The following is a 16,041-nucleotide window of genomic DNA, read 5'->3' as shown; positions in this document are numbered from 1 at the left end:
CTTTAATTTTAACAGATTAGTCAAATTATTGGCTGTTTGTCGCTGGCAAATTGTTTAACCAATCAACAACTTCGGTCACACTGTCTTCCACATTGTTTCGGCTAACAGAATAGCCGTCTTCAACCACAGTTGCATCTGGTTCTTCTTCTGCAATTGTGCTGATGGTACTTGAGAAACCACTGCCACCGTGGACGTTAAATGGAATAATCGTTTTGCCAGACAAATCGTGTTCATCTAAGAAAGTGTACAGAACCATCGGCATGTCGCCCCACCAGTTTGGGTAGCCTAGGAAAATAGTGTCGTATTGATCGATATTATCAACCGTAGCAGCTAAAGCTGGGCGAGCATTTTCTTCTTGTTCGGCTGAAGCGATGTCCACTAAATCTTCGTGATCAGTGGTGTAAGGTTCTTCCGGTTCAATGCGGAAAATATCAGCCCCCACGTTTTCTTGGATGTTCATCCCAACGTACTGAACATTACCTAAGACTTCGCCGTCGACTACGATGGCACTGTTGTCTTCTTCAGTGGTCATGTTATCAGGATCCTCGGTTTCTGGTTGGGAGAAATACACCACCAAGCTATTACCGAACTTGTCAGCTAAATCAGCGGATGGTGTAGCTGAATTTTGGTCACTGCTGGAATCTGTTGCTGAACTACTTGAGCTGCTCGTACTTCCAGCATCGTTGCCTCCTGAACATGCGGCTAAGCTGAATAATGCCGCACCTAAAAAGCCTAATTTCGTCAAATTTTTCATGTATCTTCCTTCTTTCTTTTCCCAATTTTCTATTCGTTAATCACCTGACTACACATTGAATTGTAAACTATGGAGTCCACTTCAAGGCAAGGGGTATATTGTGAACTTTGTGCAAAGAATTGTGTGGGTTTGGTGAAGAGTGGGGAAAACGTAGAATAGGACCCTAAAAAAACGATATCCAGATTGGATACCGTTTTTTGACAGTAGTTTCTCTTATTACAACGGATGGAAGACTGGCTTCATTTGCTGGAAAGTACAATAGTTTTGGAAACCCAGCTCCTTGAGCATTTTGCGGCTTTCTTCAATGTGGGCTCCAAGCTCATCAGGCTTGTGACTGTCACTGCCGATAGTAATAATTTCGCCACCTAACTGGCGGTAGAGGCGCAAAATATCTTTTGAAGGCGTTGTATCTGGGATCTGATAACGAACAGAAGAAGTATTCACTTCGATCCCCTTACCAGCTGCAATAATATAGCTGAGGATTTCGGTTAAGATCTCTTTGTTGGCTTCGAAGGTATTTACTTCCTTATCTACATATCGGCGAATTAAATCCAGATGAGCCAGACAGCTGTACAGGAGATAACTTTTCACCACTGCCAGCAATTCTTGATAATATTCTTGGTAGCATTCTTCCTCTGTTTTTCCCTGCTGAAAGTCGCCAAGCCAAAATTCTTGGTTATTCACTTGATGAATCGAAAGCAAAATAAAATCAAAGGGATAGGCAGAAAACAGCTTTTCAAACTTAGGAATCGTCCCCGTTTGAATGCCGAACTCCAAACCAAAACGCAGACTAATTTCCTGCTGGTATTGTTCTTTTAATTTGGTAAATTCTTTATAGTAGGCTGGATAATCGACATTCAGTCTGTTTGCTGGATCGTCAGCACCGGCTTCATGATGATCCAGCTTCACGCCGTAATCTACATGATCGGTAAAGCACAGCTCACTGATTCCTTGTTGGATGGCGTCTTTTACCACCTGTTCCATAGGATAATCAGAATCGTCGCTGTAATAAGTGTGAACATGGTAATCGCATCGCATAGTTTTTCTTTCACTCCTTTTATTCGCCAAAATCGGCGTGATAGGCTTTTTCTAAGTATTCCCAATACTGGGTATCTTTCGCTGTGATGGGTCTAATCACGCAGCAGGAGTTCCCGGCAGTGTAAGTACCTACTTGCGGTTGGCAACATAAAAGTTTTTCCAATAGTTACCTTAACTACATCTAGAATAACACAATCAAAATTGGCAGAAAAGCTATGCCCAATTATAGCGAGTCGGCTGTGACTATTTAAACTTGTTAGAGATTATGAAACGGGCAATAAAAACGGACTTGGAGCTCTGTTAGTGGAGCGTTCCAAGTCTTTTTGGTTAGACGTTTAGTTTATCCATTAATGCTTCAGTTAGGTTTTCGAAAAATTCACACCGGCTTTTTCTGCTCGGACGTTTAGCCAGTGAGGAATGCTGACGTTTTTCTTGTCTAGTTTTGCTTCTTTTAAATAATCGACTAGGTTCACCGCTACCAGTGTTACGAATTGTGTTTCTTTGTCATACTCGATCTCATTTATCGGTGTTGGTTCAGGCAAGGCTTCTTCGCTGGCGATTAAATCGGCAAGCATAATACCTAATGCGTCAGCTGCCATTGTTAGTCCTTCAGGAATGGTTGCTCCTTGAGTGACAGCCCCTTCAATATCTGGGAAATAAATACCATAACCCACCGGATCGAGTTCAAAAATGGCTGGGTAGACTTTGTTCATTGTACGCACCGTTGCCAAAAATCTATAAATATTTCTAACCAACTATAAAAGTTGTCAGATTTATGTTTGTTTCCTGTTTCTATGTGTCCGATTTTGCCACTTGCTCGCTACTCTCGTTTGCTATAACACTCCGCAGGCGTTAATTCGGATACAACGAATCCTACATATCTACGTTTCTGTTTTAATAGAAGCTCGTAGATTACGCAATATAACTAGCTAAATTCAGACTTGCATTATGATCTCTATCCGCTGTATATCCGCATTTATCACAATGATACGTACGGTCTGACAATCTTAAGTCCACTTTCTTATGTCCACATTCATGGCATAATTTAGAACTTGGATAGAACTTATCGGCTTCTACTAATTCAATACCATAGCCTTCACATTTATATTGAAGTTGGCGTTTGAACTCATAGATTTTTTGTTGTGCAACTGATTTTGCTAAGTGCTTATTTTTCATCATTCCTTTTACATTCAATGTTTCTACAACGATTCTTGATGGTTTGGTTTTCACTATCTCCGTTGTTGTTTGATGTAAATGATTCTGACGAATATTGGCTAGTCTTCGATGTGTATGCCGAATTTCCTTTTCTAGTTTATAGATGTTACTCGTTTTGGCGAAACGGATTCCCTCCTTATTCATCTCATATTTTCGAGAAACTTTACGCTGTAACCGACGTAATCGTTTCTCAATCTTTTTCACTTTGCCTGTTTTATTAATATTTTTGTAGACTTTACCGTTGGAAACAATCGCTAAATCTTTGATACCAAGGTCAATCCCCAGTGTTTCACCAGTTAAGTGCTGCACTTTTTTTCTTCCTCAATGCCAACTGAAACATACCAATACTTTCCATCAAAACTAATTCGTGGATTGGAATATTTCGTATTCATCGGTAGTTGCTCGCTTGTTTTTACCCAACCAATTTTTTCAAGTAAAACTGATTTTGACTTCACTTTCAGCTTGATGTTGTCATTATAAAAAGCTGGTTTCGATTTCTTTTTTGACTTGAATCGTGGCTTTTCAGCCTTTAAACGACTTTTTCCTGTCATAGCATCAAACCATTTTTTGTAGGCATCACAAGCATCTTTTACTGCCTGTTTGGCAATATTATTTGATACTTGATTCAACCATACATACTTTGGACGTTTCTTCATTTTTGTGATGTGTTTGCGCAAATCGTTATTACTAATAAACTTCCCACCGAATCGATAGTTCATTTCTTGCATTTTTAACGTCCAGTTGAAAATCCAGCGAGCAGTACCAGCGGATTGCCATAATTGTTTTTCTTGTTCATCAATCGGACGTAACCTTACTTTCTTGGCTCGGATAATCTTCCATCAACTCCTTAATCATCTTCTTAGCTTTATTCGCTCGTTTTCCTTGTAATCGGCCACTGAAAATCGTGACAATCTGAATTAAGTCCTCGACTAATTCCTGTTCCTCAGTCTTTTCTGTGTTGTCAATAATTTCTATTTCTGTGCCGTATTTATTACAAAGATTTTCAATGAGTTCATAACCGAAACGGATTAAGCGGTCTTTGTATAGAATCACTACCTTGTCTATTTCTCCATTGGTAATCCTATCAATTAATTGGGTTAATCCTTTTTTGTTGTAGTTGATTCCACTACCGATATCTTGAATAATGTCAAATTGATATCCTCGTGCAATCATGTAAGTTTTGACGTTCTCTATTTGACGTTCTAAGTCATTTTTTTGTTTATTTGAACTTACTCTACAATAACCGATAGTTATTCGCTTTGGTTTCTTTCTTCCAGCGATTCCTAAGAATTGATTTCGTTGTTCTTCAGAATAATAACGAGTGCCACCTTGCGAAACATGAGCAGGTTTCAATTCCCCTTTTTTATCTCAATTTCTCAATGTTTGTGGCGTTACGCCTATTTGTTTTCCAAATTCACCTATCGAATACATAGTCATAATCTTCACCTCGATATGATTACACCACATATCGATATTTCCGATTATATTTTTATAGATATTTATGAATTACAATTAACTGTTATTACCCTCTTACTATTTTTTTGATTGAATTGCCTTGATTACCGAAGCTTCTACTATTCTGGATAATTCTTTTCCATGACTAGTCAAAATTACCGGTCACAGATAGCCTCTACGAACAAACTTTCGATGAGAACCTTTTCCCCCTTTAACTTCGATAAATCCAGCTTTTCTTAAAGCGTTTCAGCTTCCTTAATCGTCATAGGCATGTGCCTGTCTCCTCCCTCTATTTTAATGCGCATTGTCAAAGGTAATCAGATAATAATCACTCGTATTTCTTCTATATAAAAATACGCAAAACATTCAGCGTTTTGCACCATTCTTCGATTTTTTATTTATCTGCTAAGTTTGATCCTATATCAGATTAAAGGTATTGTAGCTAGGCATATCTTCTTTTGCGCAAAACAAAAAACAGACCTAGAAACATCCATCAAAAACGTTCCTAGATCTGTACTTCTTCACTTCTATTCGATTGTAAACCAATCGCCTGAATTTTGAATAGCAACCCACATTTTTTCCGGCAGCCGCAGGTCAACCACATCATTTTTCTTAATGGTTAAGCGGATATCGTCGGCTTGACCGGCTTCGGCTTTTTCCATCCATAAGGGTTCGGTGACAAAGCCGTGACCGATAGCTGGCAAAGCACCTTTTTCCAAGATTTTTTCAGCTTGCTGCGGGGTTTGAATCATTCCGGCTGCTACGAACAAAACACGTTGGTTGATATGTTGGCTTAAAGCTTCCAAATACGTCACGTCATCTGTTGCATCCACTGGTTTTGCTTGCAAGGCATCTGGTAAAGAAGCGTGGATATAGGTGACACCCATATCAATCAGCTTGTCCGTCAAGGCATAAGTGTCAGTCATGCGCAAGGCTCCTGCCATTGGTTCATCTGGTGAGATCCGATAGCCTAGAATAAAATCTTTTGAGGCATACGCTTCGATCACTCGCTTGATTTCGGTAACGACTGCCATTGGAAACCTTAGACGATTTTCTAAGCTCCCGCCCCATTGATCTTGACGTTTGTTGAAGAAAGGTGAGACGAAATTTTGCAGCAGGAAACCGTGGGCGCCATGAATTTCGATCCCATCGAAGCCAGCTTCAATGGCACGACGAGTTGTTTCGCCGAAATCACGAATAATTTGGGTAATTTCTTCTTCTGTTAATTCCTTTGGTTTCAAGGCTGGCGCAAAATCCGTCGCCTTTGTTTCCACTGAACTAGAACTAACTACGTCTCCTTCAAATAAATCTGGTAATGCTTTGTTTCCAGCATGATTGATCTGCAGGATGGCTTTGGCGCCGTTTTCTTTAAACGTACTTGCCAGCTTCTTTAGTCCGGGAATAAATTTATCGTCGTAAGCCGCAAACTCATTGGTGAAGCCAATGCCGTTTTCCTGAATGTGGGTACAGCCAGTGATCATCATTCCGGCACCGTTGTTACGGTAGCGGTAATAGGCAAGTTCTCCCTCTGATACGGTGTAATCGTCATTGCTAGCCCACGTGGTCATAGGAGCCATTACCACACTGTTTTTCAGTACGGCTCCATTGTTTAAAGTAATTTGCTTTGCTAAGTTTGACATATAAGTTCCTTCTTCCTTTTAAGTTAATGAACATTCGTTTAATTAACGTCAAAATAAAAACTTCTCTTCGTGAGAAGCGGTTCGTTTGATGACCTGTTTCTGCCACTTCTCTATATTAAATGAACGTTCGTTTATTGTCAACGTTTATTCGTGAAAATATCCCACTTTCGTTACAAGCCAAAAAACAGCCTTATCAAAGGGGCATTTGCTCCCCATTGATAAGACTGTTGCTAATCAAAAACTACACTAAATTTTTTGGCTTTCTTACGACATCAATTATTGTTCCATCGCGATACTCAATCATTGCGACAACCTTATCTTCAAACTCAATATCTTCTGGTTCGCCAATGTATTGGTAGGCTAGGTCACGGAGTTCTTCGATGGTTTTCAAAAGTCGGGAGGAACTGATTCGGATCGTTGTTGTTTGTGGTCTTACTTTTTTTCTATAAAATTGCCAAAAAGATACAAAAAACTACGCGCTGGATTTCCCAACGCGTAGTTCTAGGATTTTTTCACTTACTCCTGTTTCGACTGCGGGGTTCCTGCATAAGTGAATAGATAATACAAAACATACCACCAGCCCCAGCACCCGTGGAATAGCGCCCACAAAATACTGTGCCATCTACTGTAAGAAATAATAAAAGCAATTACACTGCCTAGTCCGATGCCTTCTTTCATTGGATGATCTCCCTTCTACTTAGAGAAACCGACTGCAACATAATTGCCGGAAAGAAGATCTGGTGCAAATACATTGATTACTACTCCATCTTGGGGAAAGTAGCCTTCTTTTTCTTTGTTTTTGTTAAATTCTCTAATGGAATAAATGACGATATGTTTGAAACTCATGGTAACGCCCCTTCTTTCTGCTATTTATTTGTTGAACTAAGTGTAGCAGAAAGTATCAAATGAAAATGAAACGTTTCATAAACAGTTGCATAAGTGTCTTTAACGGTTGCCGGTTTATTATCGATCATACGTTTCATCAAAAAAAGTGACGATATCTTGGTATTTCTTCAGCTTGTATTTCCGTAAATAATGCTCAATCGGAATGGTCGTGAATAGCCCCATCACCAAAAGGAGCAGCGGAATAAGCGCATACACCCATCCATGATACCGATACACCGGATAAGCACTCACTCCACCGATGAATACCGCACCCGTCCGCAGGGCTGCCATGCGATTGAGCATATCCCGGTCTTTGTTGCGTTGGATTCTTTCGGCTTTGTTGTCTAGAATTTCTTTCATTTCCAGCACATCCTCTTTGATCAGTGTCTCTACCGGTATTTGGAAGATTTCGCTAAGGGACACCACCGCCAGCATTCCTGGATAGGTTTTGTCATTTTCCCAGCTGGAAATGGTCTGACGTGAGGTATCCAAAAGCTCGGCCAAGTCTTCTTGTGAGAGTTCATATTGCATTCGGTAGGTTTTGATTTTCTCACCTAATTGCATGCTTTCACCTCATTTCTTGACTCAAAAATAACCCATCAAAGCGCAAAAAGCTATCAAATTTACTTTACATGGACAACTATTTTGCAGTAAAGCAGCTTTGATGCGGGTTTTACGGATAATATAAATAACACTTTATATTTTACCACAGTATTATCGTCTGTTTTTGCTCATTGGAAAGTGACTGTGACATAAAACGTCACAGCCACTGAAAACCGTATAATCAGTGTAACTGAAGCAGCTCTTTCGGAAATAATCCAAATAATCGCAAAAAGATGATTCGGATTATTTCTCGGAGCTGAACACTTCCGTCACAACCTCTCGTTAATTACTTACTTGATTGAGTGATTAGTTGCTGACAAAGATCTTTCGTTGCTGGATAGACAGCTTGATAATTCTGGTAAACAGCTGCGTATTTTTCCACGTTTGCAGGATTGGGTTTCACTAGTTCTTTGTACTGAACAAAGGTCTCGGCACAATCTTGCAGTGTATCAAACCAGCCGAAACCAACAGCAGCTAACATGGCCGCTCCCAGTCCCGGACCTTGTTCAGCGGTTAAAGTGGTCACGGGGGTATTAAATATGTCTGCTTGAATTTGCAGCCACTCCTGACTTTTGGCACCACCGCCGACAGAAACGATTTTGTCAAAAGTACGGTTGGCGACGGTTTCCATCAACAGTTGAGAGTCCTTCAAAGAAAAAGTGATGCCTTCTAAAACGGCGCGAGTAAAATGAGCCAGCGTATGCGAAGTGTCTATGCCAATAAAGCTGCCACGGATGTTACTATCGGCATACGGGGTGCGCTCGCCAACAATATACGGCGTAAACAACAAACCATTCGCCCCAGGTTCGATCTGTGCTGCCTTTTCCAGCAGCTCTTCAAAGGAAGAAGTCGGCGCAAAGGTTTCTTTAAACCAGCTTAGACTATGACCCGCAGCTAAAGTTACCCCCATAGAATAATACGCATTCGGCACCGCGTGATTAAATAGATGCAAGTTGCCTTGATAATCCTGCTCTGGTGATTTTTCAAAAGACAGGAATACCCCTGAAGTACCAATACTAGCCATTCCTATTCCACTTTTTAAAATGCCAGCACCCACTGCTGCACAAGCATTGTCAGCTCCTCCGGCAAAAATTTTGACCGGCTGCTTGAATCCATACTTCTCAGCAAGACTGGCTTTCAGCTCACCTGTATACCCCACCGAATCAATCAGCTTTGGCAAATACGCACGAGGAACATCACATTGATCCAGAATTTCCTGTGACCAATCCTGTTTAGTGATATCCAGAAGCAACGTACCTGCTGCATCAGAATAATCCATGTGGATCTCATCTGTCAGCCAAAATCCTAAGTAATCTTTCGGGAGCATCAAATGTCTGACCTGCTTCCATATTTCCGGTTCGTGCTCTTGCACCCACAAGATTTTAGGCAAGGTGAAGCCTTCCAACGCTTTATTCTTTGTTAGTGTTAACAGTCTGTCGCCAAAAGTAGCCATGATTTTTTGACATGCAGCACTTGTCCTAACATCATTCCACAAGATTGCATTGCGCAGGACGGCTTTGTTCTGATCTAACAATACTAAACTGTGCATTTGGCCAGAAAAGCTGATCGCCGCAAGCTCCTGAGTAAAATCAGCAATTTGCTGGCTTAGTTTCGTCAGCACTTTTTCGCAAGCCTTGATCCATTCCTGCGGATCTTGTTCGCTGAAACCTGAGGCTGGCTGGATTAATGGATATTCACTACTAGCTGAAGCGACCACTTCACCAGAGCGTTTCATCACTAATCCCTTTAGCGAGCTGGTGCCTAAATCAATGCCCAATACATAACTCATCGTCTCACTCCTTTTCTTTTAGCTTACACTAAATAGTCATTCAAGCGAGATTTTACAAATTCCAAATGGCTAGATTCATTAGTGATGTCATCATTTTCCAAAGCATAAGCAGTTAGCGATTCCAGGTCTTCTTCGTCAGCGACAATTTTTGCACCAATGCCTTTTGTGTAACTAGCATATCGTTTTTCTTTTAAGTCATCGAAGAAGCGATCTTCTTTTAACGCAGCCGCCGCCTTCAATCCGCGGGCAAAGGTGTCCATCCCAGCGATATGTGCCAAAAGTAAATCCTCCATTTCAAAGGAAGAACGGCGAACCTTAGAGTCAAAATTAATCCCGCCCGGCGCGATACCACCGTTTTCCAAGATTTCATACATTGTCAGAGTTGTATCATAGATATTCGTTGGAAATTCGTCAGTGTCCCAACCTAATAGAACATCCCCTTGATTGGCATCAATTGATCCCAATGCGTCATAGCAACGAGCAACAGTTAATTCATGTTCGAAGGTATGACCGGCTAAGGTTGCATGATTGGCTTCTAAGTTTAATTTAAAATCGCCTTCTAATCCGTATTTTTGGATGAAGGCCATCGTAGTCGCCGCATCGAAATCATATTGATGTTTGCTTGGCTCCATTGGTTTTGGTTCAAGTAAAAATTGAGGCTTATGACCGATTTTTTCACCATAAGCGATCGCCATTTTGAATAAACGAGCAATATTGTCCTGCTCTAGCTTCATGTCTGTGTTTAGCAAGCTCTCATAGCCTTCTCTTCCACCCCAGAAGACATAATTTTCGCCACCTAATTTTTTGCTAATATCCAAACCTTTTTTGACTTGAGCTGCTGAGTAAGCGAATACATCAGCGTTACTGGAAGATGCTGCACCGTGAACATATCGAGGATTTGAAAACATATTTGCGGTATTCCACAGCAGCTTAATGCCCGTTTGGTCCATCTTTTCTTTAATCAAGTCAGTAATTTCATCGATATTTTGGAAGAACTCGGCCAATGAATCACCTTCAGGAGCAATATCAATGTCATGAAAACAGAAATATTCAACACCCAATTTTTCCAAAATTTCAAAAAAGGCTTCCACGCGATTTTTCGCAGTTTCCATTTCGCTAGCGCCTTCCCACGTTCGAATATTGGTCGGATTACCGAAAGGATCAGAGCCATCTTGGGTCATGGTGTGCCAGTAAGCTACCGCAAAACGCAAATGTTCCTTCATCGTTTTACCGGCTACGACTTCTTCTGCATTGTAATGACGGAAAGCAAAGGGATTGTCAGTTCTCTTGCCTTCAAAAGCAACTTTTTCTACGTTTGGAAAATAAATCATGGGTAATTCCTCCTAAAATGGTTGTATTGAGTTAGTTAGTACGATAAACTAACTTATGCAGTTACTATAAATCATTGAAAAAAGATTGTCAACCGCTTCCAAACAAAATAAAATAGAGAATAGAAAACGAGGTGCAGTATGATTTCTAGTAAATATACTATTCGAGAACAAAACGAAGCGATTATTTTACAAACCATTATTCAACAGGAAGAAATTTCACGGGCTGATCTCGCCAGTCAAACAGGTTTAAATAAAGCCTCCGTCTCAGCAATCACGAAAAAGCTGCTGGAGGATCAATTAATTTTAGAAACGCGGATCGGCGATGCTTCCAATGCCGGTGGTCGCAAGCCAATCATGCTGACATTGAATCGAAGAACGGCTTTAGTGATTGCCATGGATATCGGGTATAACTATATCGAGGCGATGCTCTCTTATATCGATGGAACAATTGTGAAAAAGATTGAAAAAAAACGGCTGTCGATTACTAAAGCGAATGTCCTTGCGGAAATTGAGACCATTATCAAGCCTTTTATGCAGGCACAGCCAGAAACACCACATGGGATTGTTGGTCTTGCTTTGGCAGTGCACGGCGTTGTGGATCAAGACCGTCCTGTCTTTACACCTTATTATGATCTAGATCAAATCGATCTAAAACACGAGCTGCAGCTTCGCTATTCGTTTCCGATTTTTGTCCAAAACGAAGCAAACTTAGCAGCTTTAGGAGAGTATGCTTTTTCTTCCCAGTATCAAAGTCTAGTTTCCCTTAGCATTCACAGTGGTGTCGGCAGTGGGATTGTAGAATCAGGGGAACTGCAATTAGGTAAGCAAGGCCAAGCTGGTGAAATTGGGCATACTATCCTCTTCCCTCATGGCAAGCAGTGTCCCTGCGGAAACGAAGGCTGTCTGGAGCAGTATGCCTCTAATAAAGTGATGTATGCTGATTTTGCTGAAAAAAAACAGCTAGACTATGTGAATTCCGAAATTTTAGCTGCGCATGTGGAACAAAACGATCCCCTTGCTGTAGAACTGGTGCATGAAAATGCAACTTATTTAAGCATCGGCATCAACAATATCGTCATGTTGTATGATCCCGATGTTGTAGTAATCAATAGCTCGCTTTATCGTCGGCTTCCGCAACTGATTGAGACGGTGACTCACCAGCTAAAAAGTCAGTTTGCTAAGGATATTGTAATTACTAATACTTCGTTAGAAGGCAATGCGACTTTATATGGTGCTTTAGCGGTGGCTACGCAGCACTTTCTGAATGTAAAACAATTGAAAATTCGTGTGAAGAATTAGTTAATTGAACAAAAAAAGCTTCGCAAGCTCGCTAGGCATGGGAGCGCTAAGCTAAGTTTGTGAAGCCAGACATCGTTATCATTACTTTTATAAAGGTTTTTGAGTTAAAAAAGGCAGACAATAGTCATGTAGTGCTCACCGTGTCTGCCCTTGTTCTATTTATCAAGTTCCATTTTCTTATTCTTTTTGTATACGACGATTTCCTGAATAGCGCCGATTAGTAAAAAGATTACTCCGACGACTGCTAATGCGAAGCTAACTTTCCCAGCGTTGTCAAAAATCAGTGAAACAATGGCGCAAGCATAGGCACAACCCATCCAAATCCCGGAAATAAGTTTTCTTCTTTGTGCTAGTGCCATTTTGTAACCCTCTTGTTTCTTGTTCTTTTTATATACGACGATTTCCTGAATGGCGCCGATTAGTAAAAAGGCTACTCCGACGACTGCTAATGCGAAGCTGACTTTCCCAGCGTTATCAAAAATCAGTGAAACAATGGCGCAAGCATAGGCACATGCCATCCAAATTCCGGAAATAAGTTTTCTTTTTTGTGCTAATGTCATTTTGTAACCCTCCTGTATGTTTGTTTGGTATGACTATAGTATAGAAGAAATCCAGCCTCTACATGGTGAATTAGCCTAAACGGTTCTTTTGGTGTCCTGAATGACCGAAAAGCCTTGACCATGCTGCTTTTTATTGGGTAGAATGCAGGAATAATCAAAGTAATTTAAGGAGAAGACTATGACTCGTTTTTTTACGATTTTATCGCTTAACTTTCTTCAACTTGTACTTTTTTCCTTCGCGCTTTCTTACGGCGCACATCAATTATTTAAGGTTCCTGAAAAGAAAAAAAGCATTATAAAAGATATCGCTATTATTACTACTGTTTTAACTGTTTCTTTAACAATGATCAGTTTTATTGACCTTTGGCATCAACGCTATTTGTCAACCGAATTAGCGTTCGTGACTACTGCGATCCAATATACCATCTACTTACTGTGGCTGAAAAGATACACGAATAGCGAAAATTTCCGACTACCGCTGGTCTTACTGGCCTTTTACAATTGCATCTACACTATCACGCTCTATGTGGGTCAGTACATTTCACTCTTGAATGAAGCATCATTTTTAAGATTGTCAACCTTTCAATTTTTCTTGATTCATATACTGATGAACCTCACCTGGTTTACTCTAGCAATTTTTGCTACACAACGTTTAGCGACCTCCTACACTGGCAGCTTTCAGCGTTTTCTGCAGACACCTAGGATACTCTATTCGATCATTGGTTTATATTTTTCGCTAGATATTGTTTCTTTAAGCGGACTAATTCAATTAGGAAGAAATCAAGATACAAATTTTATTAATCTCTTTATCAGCGGAGTTTTCTTACTTCTGTTAGTTTTCATCATTTTTATCACGAGAGAAATCGACCGCAACTACCATTTAACCTACTCTCAGAAAATGCTAGCGGAACAACAACATTATGTGGACCACATCGAAACGCTGTACAATGATCTGCAAAAGCTTCACCACGATCACAAAAATCTGTTGTCGGGGATGTACTTTCAGGTTTCTGAAGGGAACTTAGAAGAAGTCAAAGCATACTTGTCGGAAAAATTATTAATCACCGACGAACAGTTGCAGGGTAATCTGCGCCAGCAGCGTCAGTTGTCCAATGTAAAAATACTCGAGGTAAAAAGTCTGTTGTTTACTAAAATATTATTAGCCAAAGAGCACAATGTCACCTTGAATCTTGAGGTGCTGGAGCCGATTCATTCGCTGGCAATGGAGATGAATGATTTTATTCGGGTGTTTGGAATTGTTCTTGATAATGCCATTGAAGCGGCTGGTAATATGGAAGGTTCGGCAATTGTAGATGTCCTGCTGATACAGGAAGAAAAACATTTGGAAGTCCTAGTTAAGAATCCTTGTCCCAATATGATTAATTTAGAGAAAATTTGGCAGCTAGGTTATTCCACCAAAGGCGACAAGCGCGGGATTGGTTTAGCCACTTATAAAGAGATCTTGAGTTCTTATGACAATGTTCTGCAAGAGACTCAGACGACTGGTAATAAATTTAGTCAGAAAATGATCATTTCTCAATAACTGCTGGAACGGAAGTTTTTCCGTTCTTTTTTTGTTGCTGATTAGAATTAATCCAATTAGACCTTGTACCTTGACAAATTAGTGTTAGAATAGAGAATCATACTTTAATGAAGGAGTTAGCAATTTTATGACTTATGCACTAGAAATAAATCAGCTGAAAAAAGTCTATGCCTCAGGCGTTACTGCCTTACGAGGGATTGATTTAGCGGTTGAAGAAGGCGATTTTTATGCGCTCTTGGGACCAAATGGTGCTGGGAAATCCACCACCATCGGAATTATTACTTCCTTAGTCAATAAAACTTCCGGCCAAGTGAAGGTTTTTGGCTATGATATTGATAAAGATTTAGTAATCGCTAAACAACAAATTGGCCTCGTTCCACAAGAATTCAACTTCAATCCTTTTGAAACGGTCCAACAAATTGTGGTGAATCAGGCGGGCTATTACGGGGTGCCCCGTAAAGAAGCGATGGAACGCAGTGAAAAGTATTTGAAGCAATCCAATCTATGGGAAAAGCGCAACGTTCGGGCTCGGATGCTTTCCGGCGGGATGAAGCGTCGCTTGATGATTGCCCGTGCTTTAATGCATGAGCCACGGCTGTTGATCTTAGATGAACCGACTGCTGGGGTAGATATTGAATTACGGCGAGATATGTGGGAATTTCTGCGGGATTTGAACAATGCTGGAACCACAATTATTTTGACTACCCACTATTTAGAAGAAGCGGAAATGCTGTGCCGCAATATCGGCATCATTCAATCCGGTGATCTGATTGAAAACACCAGCATGAAATCGCTGCTGTCAAAATTACAGTTTGAAACCTTTATTTTTGATTTGGCACCGGTTGAAAAAGCGCCGGTAATTACTGGTTATTCTTACAACCTGGAGGATGAGCAAACGCTTGAAGTGGAAGTTGAGCGAAATCAAGGCATCAACGATGTCTTCACCCAACTGACTGCACAAGGGGTCAAAGTGCTGTCCATGCGGAACAAATCCAACCGCCTAGAAGAGCTGTTCTTGAAGCTCACGGAAGAAAAACGTCACACGGAGGATACCAATGCTTAGTCTATATTTAACGGCTTTAAAAAGTCTGGCTGTCAAAGAAACCCACCGCTATTTGCGAATTTGGGTACAAACCTTAGTACCGCCAGTTATTACAACATCACTGTACTTTATTATTTTTGGTAATTTGATCGGCGGACGGATTGGCGATATGGCGGGATTTTCGTACATGGAATTTATTGTGCCGGGTTTGATTATGATGTCAGCTATCACTAGCTCTTATTCCAATGTTTCATCATCTTTTTTCTCGCAAAAATTTCAGAAAAATATTGAGGAACTATTGATTGCGCCAGTGCCGACTCATATCATCATTTGGGGCTTTGTTTTCGGCGGATTAGGTCGCAGTATCTTAGTCAGCACACTGGTTACCGTCATTTCTTTGTTTTTCGTACCGCTACATGTGCATTCTTGGCTGATTATTATTATGACTTTACTAATGACGGCGATTTTGTTCTCATTAGCTGGTTTACTAAACGGCATTTTCGCTCAATCCTTTGACGATGTGTCAATCGTACCAACCTTTGTGTTGCAACCATTGACTTATTTGGGTGGTGTCTTTTATGCGATTTCGATGCTGCCACCATTTTGGCAAGCCGTTTCCAAGATCAATCCAATTGTTTACATGATTTCCGGCTTTCGTTACGGCTTTTTAGGGGTGATGGATGTGCCGATTGTCATTTCCGTATCGATTTTGGTATTGTTTATCGCTGTCCTTTACGGTGTCTGCTGGCATTTGATTGATAAAGGTCGCGGGTTGAGAAGTTAATTAAGAAAAGCTTCTCAAACTCGTTCAGTTTTGGAGCACTAAGACGAAAATTTTGAGAAGCTAGACAATTTACTCATTAATAAAAAAAATTCCTGAGACGTAA

The 16,041-nt window shown here is 40.5% G+C and carries 16 protein-coding genes and 3 pseudogenes; 4 read left to right on the top strand and 15 right to left on the bottom strand.

What is annotated here, in order from left to right:
• Nucleotides 1-25: 25 nt before the first annotated feature.
• The 14 genes and pseudogenes from IGI42_RS22020 to xylA all read right to left on the bottom strand — a co-directional run bounded on the left by IGI42_RS22020 (nucleotide 26) and on the right by xylA (nucleotide 10,710).
• Nucleotides 26-754, bottom strand: a complete 729-nt coding sequence (locus tag IGI42_RS22020) for a flavodoxin (protein WP_438718206.1) — start codon at nucleotides 752-754, stop codon at nucleotides 26-28.
• Between the two features lie 216 nt (nucleotides 755-970).
• Complete coding sequence (locus IGI42_RS22015; RefSeq protein WP_438718205.1) at nucleotides 971-1,792, bottom strand: histidinol-phosphatase HisJ family protein; 822 nt, start codon at nucleotides 1,790-1,792, stop codon at nucleotides 971-973.
• A 359-nt stretch (nucleotides 1,793-2,151) separates the two neighbouring features.
• Nucleotides 2,152-2,505 carry a type II toxin-antitoxin system HicB family antitoxin gene (locus IGI42_RS22010; RefSeq protein WP_438718204.1) on the bottom strand — a complete coding sequence of 118 codons (354 nt, stop codon included), beginning with the start codon at nucleotides 2,503-2,505 and terminating at the stop codon, nucleotides 2,152-2,154.
• Nucleotides 2,506-2,704: 199 nt separating this feature from the next.
• Complete coding sequence (locus IGI42_RS22005; protein WP_438718203.1) at nucleotides 2,705-3,316, bottom strand: RNA-guided endonuclease InsQ/TnpB family protein; 612 nt, start codon at nucleotides 3,314-3,316, stop codon at nucleotides 2,705-2,707.
• Entirely contained in the window at nucleotides 3,304-3,735 is a 432-nt protein-coding gene (locus IGI42_RS22000; protein ID WP_438718202.1) for a hypothetical protein, read from the bottom strand. The genes IGI42_RS22005 and IGI42_RS22000 overlap by 13 nt, the downstream gene beginning before the upstream one ends.
• A 27-nt stretch (nucleotides 3,736-3,762) precedes the next feature.
• Nucleotides 3,763-3,807, bottom strand: a pseudogene (locus tag IGI42_RS21995) (hypothetical protein); the annotation flags it as partial.
• Nucleotides 3,803-4,444, bottom strand: a pseudogene (locus IGI42_RS21990) (IS607 family transposase). The pseudogenes IGI42_RS21995 and IGI42_RS21990, both read right to left, overlap by 5 nt.
• A gap of 545 nt (nucleotides 4,445-4,989) precedes the next feature.
• Entirely contained in the window at nucleotides 4,990-6,102 is a 1,113-nt protein-coding gene (locus IGI42_RS21985) for an NADH-dependent flavin oxidoreductase (RefSeq protein WP_438718201.1), read from the bottom strand.
• A gap of 241 nt (nucleotides 6,103-6,343) precedes the next feature.
• Nucleotides 6,344-6,493, bottom strand: a pseudogene (locus IGI42_RS21980) (citrate lyase subunit alpha); the annotation flags it as partial.
• 125 nt (nucleotides 6,494-6,618) lie between these two features.
• A complete protein-coding gene (locus IGI42_RS21975) occupies nucleotides 6,619-6,780 on the bottom strand; it encodes a hypothetical protein (RefSeq protein WP_438718200.1) in 162 nt (53 codons plus the stop codon).
• A 15-nt stretch (nucleotides 6,781-6,795) separates the two neighbouring features.
• Nucleotides 6,796-6,948 (bottom strand): hypothetical protein, encoded by a 153-nt coding sequence (locus IGI42_RS21970; protein ID WP_438718199.1) that lies wholly within the window; start codon nucleotides 6,946-6,948, stop codon nucleotides 6,796-6,798.
• A gap of 117 nt (nucleotides 6,949-7,065) precedes the next feature.
• Complete coding sequence (locus IGI42_RS21965) at nucleotides 7,066-7,551, bottom strand: helix-turn-helix transcriptional regulator (RefSeq protein WP_438718198.1); 486 nt, start codon at nucleotides 7,549-7,551, stop codon at nucleotides 7,066-7,068.
• A 325-nt stretch (nucleotides 7,552-7,876) separates the two neighbouring features.
• The gene (gene xylB, locus IGI42_RS21960; RefSeq protein ID WP_438718197.1) at nucleotides 7,877-9,379 is read right to left on the bottom strand and encodes a xylulokinase; all 1,503 of its coding nucleotides are present in this window, start codon (nucleotides 9,377-9,379) and stop codon (nucleotides 7,877-7,879) included.
• A gap of 23 nt (nucleotides 9,380-9,402) precedes the next feature.
• Nucleotides 9,403-10,710 (bottom strand): xylose isomerase, encoded by a 1,308-nt coding sequence (xylA, locus tag IGI42_RS21955; RefSeq protein WP_438718196.1) that lies wholly within the window; start codon nucleotides 10,708-10,710, stop codon nucleotides 9,403-9,405.
• A gap of 138 nt (nucleotides 10,711-10,848) precedes the next feature.
• Here xylA and IGI42_RS21950 point away from each other — a divergent pair, with 138 nt between their 5' ends.
• The gene (locus tag IGI42_RS21950; protein ID WP_438718195.1) at nucleotides 10,849-12,009 is read left to right on the top strand and encodes an ROK family protein; all 1,161 of its coding nucleotides are present in this window, start codon (nucleotides 10,849-10,851) and stop codon (nucleotides 12,007-12,009) included.
• 155 nt (nucleotides 12,010-12,164) lie between these two features.
• Here the strand turns inward: IGI42_RS21950 and IGI42_RS21945 are convergent, their stop codons facing one another.
• On the bottom strand, nucleotides 12,165-12,569 hold the full coding sequence (locus tag IGI42_RS21945) for a hypothetical protein (protein ID WP_438718194.1): 405 nt from the start codon (nucleotides 12,567-12,569) through the stop codon (nucleotides 12,165-12,167).
• A 178-nt stretch (nucleotides 12,570-12,747) separates the two neighbouring features.
• Here IGI42_RS21945 and IGI42_RS21940 point away from each other — a divergent pair, with 178 nt between their 5' ends.
• The 3 genes from IGI42_RS21940 to IGI42_RS21930 all read left to right on the top strand — a co-directional run bounded on the left by IGI42_RS21940 (nucleotide 12,748) and on the right by IGI42_RS21930 (nucleotide 15,938).
• Complete coding sequence (locus IGI42_RS21940; protein WP_438718193.1) at nucleotides 12,748-14,112, top strand: sensor histidine kinase; 1,365 nt, start codon at nucleotides 12,748-12,750, stop codon at nucleotides 14,110-14,112.
• Nucleotides 14,113-14,239: 127 nt separating this feature from the next.
• The gene (locus IGI42_RS21935; RefSeq protein ID WP_438718192.1) at nucleotides 14,240-15,175 is read left to right on the top strand and encodes an ABC transporter ATP-binding protein; all 936 of its coding nucleotides are present in this window, start codon (nucleotides 14,240-14,242) and stop codon (nucleotides 15,173-15,175) included.
• A complete protein-coding gene (locus IGI42_RS21930; protein WP_438718191.1) occupies nucleotides 15,168-15,938 on the top strand; it encodes an ABC transporter permease in 771 nt (256 codons plus the stop codon). Before IGI42_RS21935 ends, IGI42_RS21930 begins: the two co-directional genes overlap by 8 nt.
• Nucleotides 15,939-16,041 lie beyond the last annotated feature (103 nt).

Source organism: Enterococcus sp. AZ109, assembly GCF_051714625.1.
In the GTDB taxonomy this organism is placed as follows: Bacteria; Bacillota; Bacilli; order Lactobacillales; family Enterococcaceae; genus Enterococcus_A.
This window is presented reverse-complemented; position numbering and strand designations above follow the sequence as displayed.